Raw genomic sequence first — 13,194 nt, forward strand, 5'->3', positions numbered from 1 at the left:
ATGAAGCTATTGACCAGAACAATGACTAATTTGTAATTAGTCTTCGTCATCTTGAAAAATAGTTTCTATATCTTGTGAGCCGTGCAAGATACGTACAATTTCTATGCCTTCGTCTATCGGACGATAAAAAATTAAATAATTTTTCACCGGGAAACTTCGCAAAAAAGAGCCAATTCATCTCGTAGTCTGCCCATTTTGGGGAATTTGGCCAGTTTTGGAAAGCTTTCTCGCAGAGTATCAAAAAGTGTGTCAGCAGCTTTTAAGTTATTTGAGGCAAGATATTTCCATATATCCTCAATATCTCGCGCTGCTTGAGTCGAAATCCGAAATCGACTCATAGAGAATCGCTGTTAGCCAAATTTTGCTGTCCTCGTGCTTGAATATTTGCAAAAAAAGCTAGAAGTGACTCGTCGTTATATTCAGTATATTGTCCACTATCAAGTTGCTTAATACCAATGTCAATCTGACTGCGTAACGCCTCTAACTTGAGTTTTTGCAGTTCTTCTTCAAGGCGCTGGAGTTCATCTATCATCTGTTGAAACGCTTGTGCTTCATGCACTACAACTTCAGCTTTCCCATTCACCGTTAGTACAAGCGGGGACTTTGTTGCCTTGATCCGCTCTACATAATCTTTGGCATTGCGCTTGAAATCGGTAAGAGTTTGAATATTTTCGAGATTAATTTTGATCTGCATCGCATCTAATTAAATGCTTTATTAAAATATCTTATCAGATGCTAGGCCTGCTGTGTCTTCTCCAATTGATAAAGGATTTAAAATATAAAAAATATCTTTGAGCAAAGTGACTCAAACAGATGTGAATCAAAACGGGGCAATGCCACAAAGCAGCGAACCAACTTATTACTCCCTGCTAGGACTGCATCCCTGGGCATCGGTAATTGACATTCGTCGCGCTTATCGGCAACTGAGCAAGCTTTATCATCCTGATACTACAGACTTGCCGACTGCGATCGCCATTCCCAAATTTCAGCAAATCAACGAAGCCTACGCCACCCTTAGCCATCCAGAACGGCGCTTCGGCTACGATTTAAAAATTGGCTATTCCCGGTTTGGAGTGATTCAACCACCCCCTGATTTGAATCATCCCGTCTCGCATTCTCATGACTGGTCAAAATCAGCTTACCTTGATGCGAGCGATCGCCCCTTATCATCTGGCGAAATATTTGCTTTATTTATGCTGGTGCTAACATTTGTAGGTTGTCTGTTATTGGCAGTTGCCATTGGCTTAACTCATGGCGAGGCTGCGATCCATTCCCATAAGCTGCAATCAGCTGCATCTGTACAACAGCAGATTACCTATCTGTCGCAACTAATTGCCCATCCGATAATTAAGAATTAAACAATTCCCTAATCCAAAATATAAAATTCCTATGCCTCTTCTTCCCTCTGATACTCCCCTATATAATCATCCCCTGCCACAAATTGAGCAGTGGCTAAAAGACCAAGGCTGTCAACAAGACGAAACACAAAGGCATTGCTGGCGTGTACAACGACCTAATTGGCAAGCTGAATTATGGCTCGATGTTGAGCAAATTGTAGTGCGATATGTTCAATCTGGGGAAAATGGACAAGATATCCAACGCTCATTCAAGTATTCTCTTAGTCGGGATGATGTAGAACAAGCTGTCTTTTCTGGGCCATAAGGAAGTGCTAATGTATTATGGGACTTACGCAACAATCCCCAAAAAGCTTAATTTATCGAACCGCCTAATCTGCAATATGCTTTCGCCAACGCGTAGCGTCTCGTAGAGAAGAATCGTAGAGTGTGCGTAAGTCTTAATATTAGATTAAACCTAAAAGCAGGGATTTTAGCTGGTAGAGCTTCCAATAACTCCGTTACAGGTTGCTGCCCTATAACAAGAATTATGTATCAGATTTTGTTACCAATGCTTTAGGAGTAAGTTGACTACAAATTTCCAGCAGTCGAGCCACAGCACGCGCAGCTGAAAACTTTTCTGCAACGTATTGGCTGGACTGAAAACCCCGGTTTGACTTCGTAGCGTCTACTCATGAGAGAAGTAACAAGCCGCACTATCGCTTCGACTATCCTAGCTTCTTGGAAGAATTTGTTTGGAGACACAAGTGCTGATATACGTCTTTATATAGCCAATGACCAATGACTAATGACCAATGACCAATGACTAATAATTAATTTCTTTCCACCCATGCATGAATGCTATGCCTTTTGTAACCCATTCGATCACAATTGGGGGAGCTTCTGATATCAAAATACTAGGATAAACTGCTGCACCCCAATCGGGATGAACTAACACACGGCATTGATTTTTAATCACTGGATACTTGAGCAAAGCTTTAACAACTGCTGTGTCGTCGTGAGGAATTGCTCCGGGATGGGACAGTAAGGGATAACCTGTACGAGGGTCAATCAGGTCAGTTAAATAGCCACGATCGCGCAAATTAAATGCTAAATCACAGCCAAATCTCATAAACTTTTCTCGTAAGCGTTCTTTCTCTGACTCTACTTCTGCTGTCTTTTCGACTAATTGATAACGCGATTGCTGTAATACAATCACTACTCGTAAAAATGGCTGCCGTTTCCAATCTGGTAATATCCGTTCGCAGTTGGCACAGATATATTGACTGGGAGCATGAATTGAAATTTGAACCGCTTGTCCTGTTTCGCCAACTAAATTAATGGGACAGGCTTGCTCCGAAGTGTAAACTTTGGGATAGTTCACTAAATTGATTCGGCTTATACAAATTTTTTAATTTAATCTACGGTATAGATGATAGCTCTTAAAAGTTAATAAAAATCATCATTTTTCTATAAAATGTTACTTTTTTTGGAAGCAGTTAATAATAATTTGAAAAATTTAATCCGAATTTTATCCTTTATTAACCTGTTCTCATGGAATTTGCTGCGATCGCTGTAGGCATTAGCATAAGTGCAGCGTGTGGTAGACAAGCGATGCCTATGGCGGGCTATGCCTACGCTCCTGAAATCTGTTCGCTCAAAATCCCCAAAAATGACCTCTATCTCAGACGATTTGCAGTCAAAACCAAAATCTCTAACTGTCAGCAAAGCTGGATTAAACAGCCGTCTGGTGAAGCAAAGCACATTGGAGTTTCACCAAAGGCAAGCAGAAAAAACAAAGGTAATCGTGTTTCTTTGGAGATGCTGAAGCTATGCAGCATACTTTCCATGCACCCAATTAATTGAGTTTTAAAGAATTCACCGGCACTTCATCCCAAGAATCGACTGTCCGCAATTGCGCTACCCAACCTGCTGCCTTTTGCTTTTCGGTCAAATTATTCTGAAAGGAATCATGACAATCTTTGGCTTGAGATTCATTACAAGTGGCAATACAGGCATGAATCATCCCAGACGGATCAATTTGCTCATTTACCCAAATAGTCATGGAATATTTCCTCAATAACTGTAGCGAACAAAGCTATTCGTCATTTTAGAATACTATTAGAGTCAAAAGTTTTAGAGCAAAATCGGTAACAAATAATGAACTAATCCTAACTACCGATTACTAATTGACAATTACCCAGTTCCGCTTCACTTATTCGGCAGATATGATTTATCTCCTTTTTCGTCGGTTTACTAAGCTTTACTTGCCTATTAATATCGTTCGTATAGATGAACGGACAAAAAATCTATTCTTCTTGGCAGGTGAGGAAAATATTATAGAGATATACTCTAACGGCAAATGGAGATACATAGGATGAGCAAGCCTAATTTTCATGCAATGAGTCAGAAAGAGTTACATGATTACGTTCTTGCTCATCGGGAAGATCGGGAAGCCTTCTATGCTTATGTGGATAAGCTGCATCTCGAAGGTAATTGGATTGAAATGCCACCGTTACAGTCAGAACAGGATTTAGAAAATTATCCTCATTTCATTGAGCGTATTCGCAGCAGTTCTGAGCCACGAGATGAAGCAGTTTAAGGCTGCATTGTAGTTACAGCAACTTTTGGGCTATCCTCAGTTTGGCCGATCGCGATCGCGGATTCTTAGCAATTTCCTCTTCTTGTGCAATAATCGGCTTTTTTGTCAAGACTTTTAACAAAGGTGAATTTCTTAAACCATGCTTCACCGGACGGTCTTCCAAACTGTGAAAACTGATAATCGCAATTCTGCCACCAGGGACAAGCGCATTTGGTGCTTTATCCAAAAAGGTTTCTAGGGATTTTAACTCATCGTTGACGACAATTCGCAGAGCTTGAAAAACACGGGTAGCGGGATGAATTCTCCCATAACGGTATTTAGGGGGAACAGAAGAAGCGATCGCATCAGCCAATTCTGTAGTCGTGTGCAATGGCCGGCGTTCGACAATACGTCTAGCAATGCGCCGCGATAATCTCTCCTCACCGTACTTAAAGAAAATATCTGCTAATTCTGCTTCATCCCAATTATTAATCACATCAGCAGCAGTTAGCGATCGCCCTCGATCCATTCGCATATCCAAATTCGCAGCTTGGCGAAAGCTAAAACCCCGTTCTGCTTGGTCTAAATGGTAAGAACTCACCCCCAAATCGGCTAAAATACCATCGAAAGTATTAGGGGGAAATTCGTAGTCAGCAAAATTGCGATGAATAAATTGTATGCGATCGCCATATTCAGCTAAATTCTTCTGCGCTGCTGCTAAAGCATCTTCATCTTGGTCAACAGCAGTTACTCGTACATCCGCAGCAGCTTCTAAGATCAGGCTACTGTGACCACCGCCGCCTACCGTCACATCTAAATAACGTCCGCCGGGACGCACTGCCAAACCCTCAATTACTTCCCGACCCAAAACGGGAATGTGAGAAAAATCTTGCACCTCAAGTCCCTGATATCGAGCTTCCATATAATAGTTGAAGAAGTGCAACAAAATAAAACATCAAGTAAAATCCCTCCTCTGTCACTTCCTCTGCAACATACCCCTGTATGGGCAATACATTATAAACGCCTTAAGGGCAGTTTTCCTAAAAGTATTGCTCCTGCAAGCTTAACTTTGGCTTGGCAGACTAGATAAATCGGGTCTGGTTGGCATCTTGGCGGTTCAATTCAAAATTTTGCCTTCGGCACGCTACAGCAACACAACAGGAGAACACGAAATCTATGACCAGACTAGAAACCCGCACTGAACCGATGGTGCTAAATATGGGGCCACACCACCCCTCAATGCACGGGGTTCTGCGGTTAATCATGACTCTGGATGGTGAGGATGTCGTTGACTGTGAACCGGTCATCGGCTACCTGCACCGAGGAATGGAAAAAATTGCCGAGAACCGCACTAATGTCATGTACGTCCCTTACGTTAGTCGGTGGGACTACGCTGCGGGAATGTTCAACGAAGCCGTCACTGTTAACGCCCCAGAAAAGCTTGCAGGTGTCGCTGTCCCCAAACGTGCTAGCTACATCCGCGTCATCATGCTGGAGTTGAACCGCATCGCTAACCACTTGCTATGGTTTGGCCCCTTCCTTGCTGACGTAGGCGCTCAAACTCCCTTCTTCTACCAGTTCCGGGAACGGGAGATGATTTATGATTTGTGGGAAGCTGCCACAGGTTATCGGATGGTGAATAACAACTACTTCCGCGTTGGTGGAGTAGCAGCCGATTTGCCTTACGGTTGGGTAGATAAGTGTCTGGAATTCTGCGACCACTTAATACCCAAAGTTGATGAGTACGAACGCTTAGTAACCGATAACCCCATCTTCCGGCGACGTGTTGAGGGTCTTGGTACTATCACCCGTGAAGAAGCAATTAACTGGGGACTTTCTGGCCCAATGTTACGCGCATCTGGCGTGCAATGGGATTTGCGGAAAGTTGACCATTACGAATGCTACGACGATTTCGACTGGGATGTGCAGTGGGAAACTGCCGGTGATTGCTTTGCCCGTTATGTGGTGCGGATGCGGGAAATGCGCGAATCTGTGAAAATTCTTCGCCAAGCAATTAAAGGACTTCCTGGCGGCCCTTACGAAAATCTGGAAGCAAAACGTTTAGCCGCAGGTAAAAAATCTGAGTGGGATGCATTTGATTACCAATTCATCGGTAAAAAAGTTTCTCCCACTTTCAAGATGCCTAAGGGTGAAATCTACGCTCGTGTAGAAAGTGGCAAAGGTGAATTGGGAATTTATTTGGTTGGCGATGATAACGTCTTTCCTGCACGTTGGAAGATTCGCGCAGCAGATTTCAACAACCTCCAAATTGTTCCACATTTACTGCGCGGAATGAAGGTTGCAGATATTGTGGTCATTCTCGGCAGTGTTGATGTAATTATGGGGTCTGTGGATAGGTAGAGTAAATATCTATCTAGGTATTTTTTAGAGCAGTTGTATTACAGTGCAACTGCTCTATTTTTTTAAAATTGCCGATTATAGCGATGTCTTAGGACAAGCCGCTTTGCGTCTACGCTCGTTTGTATACAATATACTATTACCTCACTTCCAAACCTTTCTCTTAAAAGGCTACGTGTACACACAAGTCTGAAAATAGTTGAAAAACATAAGTTTTACCCCACCCTAGCCCTCCCCTTGTAAAGGGGAGGGGACAAGATTTCTTTTTTCCCCCCTTTCCAAGGGGGGATTAAGGGGGGTAATTCGACTTGTGTGTACACGCTTTTAAAAGAAGAAAGGCTTTGAATCTTACTCCCTTTCCCTGCAAGGGAAGGGGCTGAGGGGTTAGGTCTATATTGAACTCAACCCAGAAGCACTATATATCAAGTCTAGTACGTGGCGATCGCATCTTTCACTAATGAACCACGGTTTTCTGGCTGGAAAAATTTTTTCCTCATATAACATAAATGATCTCTTTTTAAACGTTTTAAATAATGCCCCGCATTTTTGACAACATTGATTTACAATTGCTACCGATTTTACGAGAAACCCTCAAAATCTCTTATCGGGCAGATTTTTGCGTTGGCTATTTCAACCTTAGAGGTTGGCGAAGAATTGATGATTTAATTGAACAGTATGTTGGTAGTGAAAATGCTTGTTGCCGTTTGCTAATTGGGATGCAAAGCTTGCCTAGTGATGAAGTTCATGCGGCATTTTCTCTTAGTAGTAGTGATGGGCGGATTGACAATAGTAGCATTGTGCGGTTTAAAAAACGCATGGCGGCAGAATTTCGCCAGCAGTTGACTATCGGTGCGCCGACTAATCAGGATGAAGCGGGGTTGCGGCGGTTAAGTCATCAGCTAAAAACTGAGAAAGTAATTATTAAACTGTTTCTCCGTCATTCTCTCCACGCCAAGTTATATCTTGTGCATCGCCATGACGCTAACACTCCCACAGTAGGATTCTTGGGTAGCAGTAATTTAACCCTTCCCGGACTGGCGAAACAAGGGGAGTTGAATGTTGATATTTTAGACCACGATGCTTGTAATAAACTGCAAAAGTGGTTTAGCGATCGCTGGCAAGATTACGGTTGTGTAGATATTTCCCCAGAATTGGCTGAAATTATCGATCAGAGTTGGGCTAGAGATGAGTTAGTCTCACCGTACTACATCTACTTGAAGATAGCTTACCACTTATCCCATGAAGCGATCGCCGGACTTTCTGAATTCCGCATCCCCCGCGAATTTAACAATTTATTTGATTTTCAAAAAGCCGCCGTACAGCTAGCAGCCCGTCATGTAACTAGGCGTGGTGGCGTGTTAGTGGGCGATGTGGTCGGTTTGGGCAAAACTTTAGTTGGAACCGCCTTAGCCAAGATATTACAAGAAGATTGTTTTTTAGAAACACTGATTATTTGCCCAAAAAACTTAGTGCCAATGTGGCAAGAATATGTAAACAACTATCGGTTACTTGCCGAAGTTATGCCAATTAGTCAAGTACAAAATAAGTTACCAAAACTCCGCCGTTATCGAGTTGTGTTAATTGATGAAAGTCATAATTTACGGAACCGTGAAGGCAAACGTTATCGAGCAATTACAGAATATATTGCTGCTAACGAAAGTAAATGTATTTTATTATCTGCTACTCCTTACAATAAAAGTTATCTTGACCTTTCCGCTCAACTTCGGCTATTTGTACCAGAAGACGAAGATTTGGGATTAAGACCAGAAGCTTTAATTAATGAACTGGGTGGTAGTTCTGTAGGAGAATTAGAGTTTAATAGAAAGCATCAGTGTTTTGTGCGTTCTTTAGCTGCCTTTGAGAAAAGTGAACACCCTGATGACTGGCGAGAATTGATGAAGCGTTACATGGTACGACGCACTCGCTCGTTTATTAAAGATAATTATGCCCACACAGATGAAACAGGGCGGAAATATTTAGAATTTGCTGATGGGAGACGTTCTTATTTTCCCCAGCGTCTACCTCGTAGTCTTAAGTTTCCTCTAGAAGGTTCTAACACTGACTTTTATTCTCGCCTTTACTCTGAGTTAGTAGTAGAAGTAATTAATCAACTTAATTTACCTCGTTATGGGCTAGGAAATTACGTTGTTGCTAAACACAAACAGCCGCCTACAGACACAGAGCAACGCTTTATTAATAGCTTATTCCGTGGCGGTAGGAGGTTAATGGGTTTTTCTCGCACTAATTTATTTAAGCGTTTAGAAAGTAGTGGTGTTGCTTTTATTCAATCAATTGAACGCCATATTTTACGGAACTTCATTTATTTATATGCACTAGAGCAGGGGCTTGATATTCCAATTGGAACTCAGGAAGCTGAGTTATTGGATACAAGTAATAATGATGAAGATGCCGATTCTGTGGTAGCAACTTTGTTTGATACAGAAACAGAAGAAGATGATTCTATTACTTCGCTGCAAGTAGAAACAGAAGGAGAAGTAACTGCTTTTTTTAACGAGGATGAGAAAGCATTTAAAACAGAAAAGGTTTTTCGTCAAAGGGCAGAATCAATTTATCAAGAATATACAACTCGATATCAACGGCGATTTAAGTGGTTGCGTTCTACACTTTTTGATATTAAAAAACTGAAACGGGATTTATTAGAAGATGCCAAAGCACTGATTAATGTACTGCAACAGTGTGGCGAGTGGAATCCTCAAAAAGATGAAAAACTTGCTGCTTTAATCAAACTGCTAACAAAAACTCACCCAAAAGATAAAGTACTAATTTTCACCCAATTTGCTGATACAGTCCGCTATCTTACAGACAACTTGCAGTCGAGTCATATTACTAATGTTGCTGGAGTGACAGGTCAATCTAAAGACCCGACAGTAATGACGGGAAGATTTAGCCCTGTGAGTAATGGAAAACGGGAGCAAATTTCATCATCAGATGAGTTGCGTATTTTAATCGCCACCGATGTTTTAAGTGAAGGTCATAATTTGCAAGACTGTGCAATTATCGTCAATTGGGATTTACCTTGGGCGATTATTCGTTTAATTCAACGTGCAGGAAGGGTAGACCGCATTGGACAAAATGCTGATAGAATTCTTTGTTATTCTTTTTTACCAGCCGAGGGAGTAGAACGCATTATTAATTTGCGGGGACGACTCCGCAAACGACTGCAAGAAAATGCAGAAGTGGTGGGAACCGATGAAGCATTTTTTGAAGATGATGATGCACGAGTAATTCTTGACCTATACAACGAGAAATCTGGAATTTTAGATGGCGAAGAAGATACGGAAGTTGACTTGACCTCAGAAGCGTTTCAAATTTGGAAAAAAGCCACAGATGGTAATCCGGGCTTGAAAAAAACCATTGAGGAAATGCAAAATGTGGTTTATTCTACCCGCGCCCATACTCCGCAACCAGTGCAACCAGAGGGAATATTGCTTTATATGAAAACCACCGAGGGAAATGATTCTTTAATTTATGTTGACCGGAATGGAAATAGCGTTACTCAATCACAATTAGCGGTGCTTCGGGTAGCGGCGTGTCAAGAATCTACCCCAGCGATACCGAGAGATAAACAGCATCACGAGTTAGTACAAAAGGGTGCTGAACTGATTGCTGAAGAAGAGAAAAATGCAGGTGGTCAATTAGGGCGACCATCAGGTGCAAGGTTTCGCAGTTATGAACGACTGAAAAGTTATGTTCAAGAAATGAAAGGCACACTATTTGTTAGTGAAGAACTTTTAAAAGCAATTGATGAGATTTACCGTTATCCTTTGCGACAGTCAGCTATTGATAGTCTTAATCGTCAACTGAGAAGTGGTATTAATAATCAGCAGTTGGCTGAGTTAGTAGTGGCGTTACGCATGGATGACCGTTTGTGTATTGTGACAGAAGAACTGGAGAAGCGAGAACCTCAGATTATTTGTTCTTTAGGATTATTTTCTAATTCGTAATTTGTAATTAAGGCAAGAGAGGCAAGAAATCGCCGTCTTCACAATAATCAGTCTTTTGTAGAGACGCGTCAGTTTTACCCCACCCTAACCCTCCCCTTGGAAAGGGGAGGGAACTAGATTCCTGTTTCCCCCCTTTCTAAGGGGGGATTAAGGGGGGTAATTTGACTTGTATATACACCGTAGCCCTACTAGGGAAGGGGCCCGAGGTTAGGTCTGTATTGCACTCAACTCAGAAGCCCTATAGTAGATTGGGTTTCGTTTCTCAATCCAACCTACGCCTTACGTAAAATACTGAAATAAGAAAGCAAACTGGGGTTTGAATAAGTAAAAGCTGATTTGACTTGCGGAAAACACCAAAATGAGAAAGCAAACTGGGGTTTGAGAAAGCAAAAGCTGATTTGACTTGCGGAAAACACCAAAATGAGAAAGCAAACTGGGGTTTGAATAAGTAAAAGCTGATTTGACTTGCGGAAAACACCAAAATGAGAAAGCAAAAGCTTCTTTTGAGTAAGTCAAAGCTCATTTTGAGAAAGTATTTCAGTATTTTGAGAAAGCAAACGGGCATTTTTATAAAGCAATTAGCTATTTTGATAAAGTAATCAGCAAATATACTTGACAATTAAAAATGACGGCTGCACAAATAAACCCAACGCTTAGAAAAATTAATAACTTTTCCGTATAAAAAAATTGAAAAAACTGAGCATCTTTCCATAGAATATTTTATTAGGAAGCGCATTCTTAGGGATAACCTCTATGGTATAGACATCATGGAGGAAGCAACAGAAATTGCGAAACTGCGTCTTTTCTTAGCGTTGGTTTCTTCTGCTCACGATGTTGAAGAACTAGAGCCATTGCCTAATATTGACTTTAATATTATGGCGGGTAATTCCTTGATTGGATTGATTAAGGTAGATGACACCGCTTTTGATACAGTAGGAAATACTAAACAAGGTAATCTATTACAGCGTCTCACAGCAGATAATTACAAGGCTATTTTAGAAGAAAAGAATAAATCTATTGAACTTTACAAAAAACACGCTTTTATTCCTGGTGATGAAAAACTTCCTGGTGGAGAACTGGGAACGCATCAAGATGCAAGGTTATTGAATTTACGTAAATCTATTGACAACCTTAATAAAGAATCACAAAAAAAGTTAAATCTTTTATTGTTGGATGAATTTAGTCAAAAGCTGGGTATTAAATATGAGGAAGTTCAGTTAACTGGAAAATCACAGAAGCGTGTTTTAAAGGTTGAGGATATTGCAGCCTTGAAGCCGTTTCACTGGGGTTATCATTTTGATAAGGTTTTAGAACGCGGCGGTTTTGATGTAATTATCACTAATCCACCTTGGGAAGCTTTTAAACCAGATGAAAAAGAGTTCTTCACTCAATATAATGATTTGGTGACGAAGAAAAAAATGGATATACATACTTTTGAGGATGCTAAGGACAAACTGTTGCAAGACAAAGAAATTGTAACAGCATGGTTGGAATACAAAAGTAAGTTTCCTTATGTAAATCTTTATTATCGTTCTTCTAGGCAATATCAAAACCAAATTTCTGTTGTTAATGGTAAGAAGTCAAAGACAACAGATATTAACTTGTACAAACTTTTTTTAGAGCAATGTTTTAACTTATTAAAAGCTGGTAGTGAATGTGGCATTGTTATTCCTAGCAGTTTTTATAATGACTTAGGAGCTAAACAATTACGTGAAATGTTGTTTAGCCAAAGTAAAATTACTGGACTATTCTGTTTTGAAAACCGCAAAACAATTTTTGAAGGAGTTCATCGTAGTTTTAAATTTGTTGTTCTTACTTTTGAAAAAGGCGGTAAAACTGAAAAATTTCCTGCCGCTTTTATGCGTCACAATGTTTTAGAATTACAAAGATTTCCAAGTAAAGACAGTATATCAATAAGTCTTGATCTTATACGTCGCTTATCACCTGATTCACTTTCAGTAGTGGAGTTTAAAAATGAAATAGACTTCCGTATTTCTGAAAAGATGATCAAGTTCCCATTGCTGGGTGAGAAAATAAAAGATAAGTGGAATCTATCTTTAAGCCGTGAATTTCACATGACTGATGATAAAGACTTATTTAAATCAAATTTTCAAGGTCGATTACCATTGTATGAAGGAAAAATGATTCATCATTTTAGTCATACTTTATCAGAACCGCGTTATTGGGTAGAAGAAAATGCAGGGAGAAAAGCAGTATTAAAAAAACAAAAAGATATTGGGCAGGTATTAGGTTATCAAAAATATCGATTGGCTTATCGTGCTGTTGCTTCTAATACAAATGAAAGAAGTTTAATATGTACTATTATTCCACCTTGCTTCACGGGCAATTCTATAAATATCTCTGAATCTTTAGCTAGTAAGTCTCAATTATTTTGCGTTACTTTACTAAGCTCTTTTGTCGTAGACTGGTTACTTAGACAAAAGGTAACGACGAACATAAATATTTTTTACATCAACCAACTACCCGTCCCACGTTTAACAAAAAACGATCGCAACTTCAACGATATTGTACAACGCGCCGCCAAACTCATCTGCACCACACCAGAATTTGATGAACTCGCGCAAGAAGTCGGTCTAGGTTCCCATCAACAAGGCGTTACCGATGAAGCAGAACGCGCCAAACTCCGCGCCGAACTCGATGGAATAGTAGCACACCTTTACGGCTTAACCGAAGATGAATTTAGCTACATCCTCACTACCTTTCCGATTGTGAATGCAGCCGTAAAAGAAGCAGCATTAGAAGCTTACCGTACCTTTGTCCCAATGTTTAGAAACTCAGAATTAGTCTTTCCTTAGTCTCTCGTTCCCATACGTAACATGGAAACAAGGAATACTAACAATATGATAAATATCTGTAACGATGAATACAAACTGACTTATTACATTACAGTTTAAAGTATATTTATTGCCTCAAGTTATAGAAAAGCTGAACATAT

Annotated in this window: 14 protein-coding genes; 8 read left to right on the top strand and 6 right to left on the bottom strand. The window is 40.4% G+C overall.

Translation table 11 applies throughout. The annotated features are described in order from the left end of the window. Window positions 1-36: 36 nt before the first annotated feature. The 3 genes from V7L12_RS29630 to V7L12_RS29640 are packed head-to-tail and all read right to left on the bottom strand — an operon-like array spanning window position 37 to window position 694. Window positions 37-147, bottom strand: a complete 111-nt coding sequence (locus tag V7L12_RS29630; protein ID WP_335089845.1) for a type II toxin-antitoxin system RelE/ParE family toxin — start codon at window positions 145-147, stop codon at window positions 37-39. Then, window positions 144-338, bottom strand: a complete 195-nt coding sequence (locus V7L12_RS29635; RefSeq protein WP_335089847.1) for a type II toxin-antitoxin system RelE/ParE family toxin — start codon at window positions 336-338, stop codon at window positions 144-146. Before V7L12_RS29635 ends, V7L12_RS29630 begins: the two co-directional genes overlap by 4 nt. Then, window positions 335-694 carry a type II toxin-antitoxin system Phd/YefM family antitoxin gene (locus tag V7L12_RS29640; RefSeq protein WP_335089849.1) on the bottom strand — a complete coding sequence of 120 codons (360 nt, stop codon included), beginning with the start codon at window positions 692-694 and terminating at the stop codon, window positions 335-337. Before V7L12_RS29640 ends, V7L12_RS29635 begins: the two co-directional genes overlap by 4 nt. A gap of 139 nt (window positions 695-833) precedes the next feature. On the opposite strand from V7L12_RS29640, the gene V7L12_RS29645 reads away from it, so the two are divergent. Together V7L12_RS29645 and V7L12_RS29650 are read left to right on the top strand one after the other, a co-directional pair. Next, window positions 834-1,358 (top strand): J domain-containing protein, encoded by a 525-nt coding sequence (locus V7L12_RS29645; protein ID WP_335089912.1) that lies wholly within the window; start codon window positions 834-836, stop codon window positions 1,356-1,358. Between the two features lie 31 nt (window positions 1,359-1,389). Next, window positions 1,390-1,662 carry a DUF3143 domain-containing protein gene (locus V7L12_RS29650; protein WP_292775752.1) on the top strand — a complete coding sequence of 91 codons (273 nt, stop codon included), beginning with the start codon at window positions 1,390-1,392 and terminating at the stop codon, window positions 1,660-1,662. 498 nt (window positions 1,663-2,160) lie between these two features. Here the strand turns inward: V7L12_RS29650 and V7L12_RS29655 are convergent, their stop codons facing one another. After that, on the bottom strand, window positions 2,161-2,718 hold the full coding sequence (locus V7L12_RS29655) for a methylmalonic aciduria and homocystinuria type D protein (protein WP_335089851.1): 558 nt from the start codon (window positions 2,716-2,718) through the stop codon (window positions 2,161-2,163). A gap of 170 nt (window positions 2,719-2,888) precedes the next feature. Here V7L12_RS29655 and V7L12_RS29660 point away from each other — a divergent pair, with 170 nt between their 5' ends. Next, window positions 2,889-3,200: a hypothetical protein gene (locus V7L12_RS29660; RefSeq protein ID WP_335089853.1), complete on the top strand. Its 312-nt coding sequence runs from the start codon at window positions 2,889-2,891 to the stop codon at window positions 3,198-3,200. Here V7L12_RS29660 and V7L12_RS29665 read toward each other — a convergent pair. Continuing rightward, window positions 3,193-3,399 carry a glycogen debranching protein gene (locus V7L12_RS29665; RefSeq protein WP_335089855.1) on the bottom strand — a complete coding sequence of 69 codons (207 nt, stop codon included), beginning with the start codon at window positions 3,397-3,399 and terminating at the stop codon, window positions 3,193-3,195. The genes V7L12_RS29660 and V7L12_RS29665 overlap by 8 nt on opposite strands. A 163-nt stretch (window positions 3,400-3,562) precedes the next feature. Between V7L12_RS29665 and V7L12_RS33405 the strand changes: the two genes are divergently transcribed. Both V7L12_RS33405 and V7L12_RS29670 read left to right on the top strand, forming a co-directional pair. Next, complete coding sequence (locus tag V7L12_RS33405) at window positions 3,563-3,715, top strand: DUF6888 family protein (protein WP_442947929.1); 153 nt, start codon at window positions 3,563-3,565, stop codon at window positions 3,713-3,715. Beyond that, complete coding sequence (locus V7L12_RS29670; protein ID WP_335089857.1) at window positions 3,712-3,936, top strand: DUF6887 family protein; 225 nt, start codon at window positions 3,712-3,714, stop codon at window positions 3,934-3,936. Before V7L12_RS33405 ends, V7L12_RS29670 begins: the two co-directional genes overlap by 4 nt. Before the next feature lie 13 nt (window positions 3,937-3,949). Here V7L12_RS29670 and rsmH read toward each other — a convergent pair whose 3' ends face one another. Further along, window positions 3,950-4,837, bottom strand: coding sequence for a 16S rRNA (cytosine(1402)-N(4))-methyltransferase RsmH (rsmH, locus tag V7L12_RS29675; protein WP_335089859.1), 888 nt, complete (start codon window positions 4,835-4,837; stop codon window positions 3,950-3,952). Window positions 4,838-5,091: 254 nt separating this feature from the next. Between rsmH and V7L12_RS29680 the strand changes: the two genes are divergently transcribed. The 3 genes from V7L12_RS29680 to V7L12_RS29690 all read left to right on the top strand — a co-directional run bounded on the left by V7L12_RS29680 (window position 5,092) and on the right by V7L12_RS29690 (window position 13,054). Beyond that, the gene (locus tag V7L12_RS29680) at window positions 5,092-6,276 is read left to right on the top strand and encodes an NAD(P)H-quinone oxidoreductase subunit H (protein WP_334817067.1); all 1,185 of its coding nucleotides are present in this window, start codon (window positions 5,092-5,094) and stop codon (window positions 6,274-6,276) included. Window positions 6,277-6,806: 530 nt separating this feature from the next. After that, the gene (locus V7L12_RS29685) at window positions 6,807-10,238 is read left to right on the top strand and encodes a helicase-related protein (RefSeq protein ID WP_335089861.1); all 3,432 of its coding nucleotides are present in this window, start codon (window positions 6,807-6,809) and stop codon (window positions 10,236-10,238) included. Window positions 10,239-10,996: 758 nt separating this feature from the next. Beyond that, the gene (locus tag V7L12_RS29690; RefSeq protein WP_442947930.1) at window positions 10,997-13,054 is read left to right on the top strand and encodes an Eco57I restriction-modification methylase domain-containing protein; all 2,058 of its coding nucleotides are present in this window, start codon (window positions 10,997-10,999) and stop codon (window positions 13,052-13,054) included. Window positions 13,055-13,194 lie beyond the last annotated feature (140 nt).

The sequence above is a fragment of the Nostoc sp. genome, assembly GCF_036918245.1.
Classification (GTDB): domain Bacteria; phylum Cyanobacteriota; class Cyanobacteriia; order Cyanobacteriales; family Nostocaceae; genus Nostoc.

Excerpts from the sequence above, each read along its gene's own strand:
- V7L12_RS29635 (WP_335089847.1), bottom strand. The coding sequence starts at position 338 with ATGAGTCGATTTCGGATTTCGACTCAAGCAGCGCGAGATATTGAGGAT.
- rsmH (WP_335089859.1), bottom strand. The coding sequence starts at position 4,837 with ATGGAAGCTCGATATCAGGGACTTGAGGTGCAAGATTTTTCTCACATT.
- V7L12_RS29650 (WP_292775752.1), top strand. The coding sequence starts at position 1,390 with ATGCCTCTTCTTCCCTCTGATACTCCCCTATATAATCATCCCCTGCCA.
- V7L12_RS29680 (WP_334817067.1), top strand. The coding sequence starts at position 5,092 with ATGACCAGACTAGAAACCCGCACTGAACCGATGGTGCTAAATATGGGG.
- V7L12_RS29645 (WP_335089912.1), top strand. The coding sequence starts at position 834 with ATGCCACAAAGCAGCGAACCAACTTATTACTCCCTGCTAGGACTGCAT.
- V7L12_RS29670 (WP_335089857.1), top strand. The coding sequence starts at position 3,712 with ATGAGCAAGCCTAATTTTCATGCAATGAGTCAGAAAGAGTTACATGAT.
- V7L12_RS29665 (WP_335089855.1), bottom strand. The coding sequence starts at position 3,399 with ATGACTATTTGGGTAAATGAGCAAATTGATCCGTCTGGGATGATTCAT.
- V7L12_RS29685 (WP_335089861.1), top strand. The coding sequence starts at position 6,807 with ATGCCCCGCATTTTTGACAACATTGATTTACAATTGCTACCGATTTTA.
- V7L12_RS29640 (WP_335089849.1), bottom strand. The coding sequence starts at position 694 with ATGCAGATCAAAATTAATCTCGAAAATATTCAAACTCTTACCGATTTC.
- V7L12_RS29660 (WP_335089853.1), top strand. The coding sequence starts at position 2,889 with ATGGAATTTGCTGCGATCGCTGTAGGCATTAGCATAAGTGCAGCGTGT.
- V7L12_RS33405 (WP_442947929.1), top strand. The coding sequence starts at position 3,563 with ATGATTTATCTCCTTTTTCGTCGGTTTACTAAGCTTTACTTGCCTATT.